The 239-nt window shown below is 47.7% G+C and carries 1 pseudogene; it reads right to left on the minus strand.

The window, feature by feature from the left end:
* Window positions 1–239, minus strand: a pseudogene (locus SB689_RS24120) (T9SS C-terminal target domain-containing protein); the annotation flags it as partial.

Here is a 239-nt window from a genome sequence, read left to right on the forward strand (position 1 = left end):
CTTGACAATCTTCCAGTTTTCCTTGCCCAGTTCCTCGGCACTCGTTCCTGCCAAGATGATGGAGCCATCCTTGTTGAGTCTTACATCTGAAAGTCTTTCCTCACGCTTCTTGGATTCTCCCTTGATGTGCTTTCTCCACTGCTCATTTCCAGCTCCGTCCAGGTATAGTAACCAAAATGTTTCATCTTTCTCTTCCATTCTTCCCTCAGCCTGCGTATAGCCACCCAGCAAAATGCCCT

It is taken from the genome of Chryseobacterium sp. SIMBA_038, from assembly GCF_046535115.1.
Classification (GTDB): Bacteria; Bacteroidota; Bacteroidia; order Flavobacteriales; family Weeksellaceae; genus Chryseobacterium.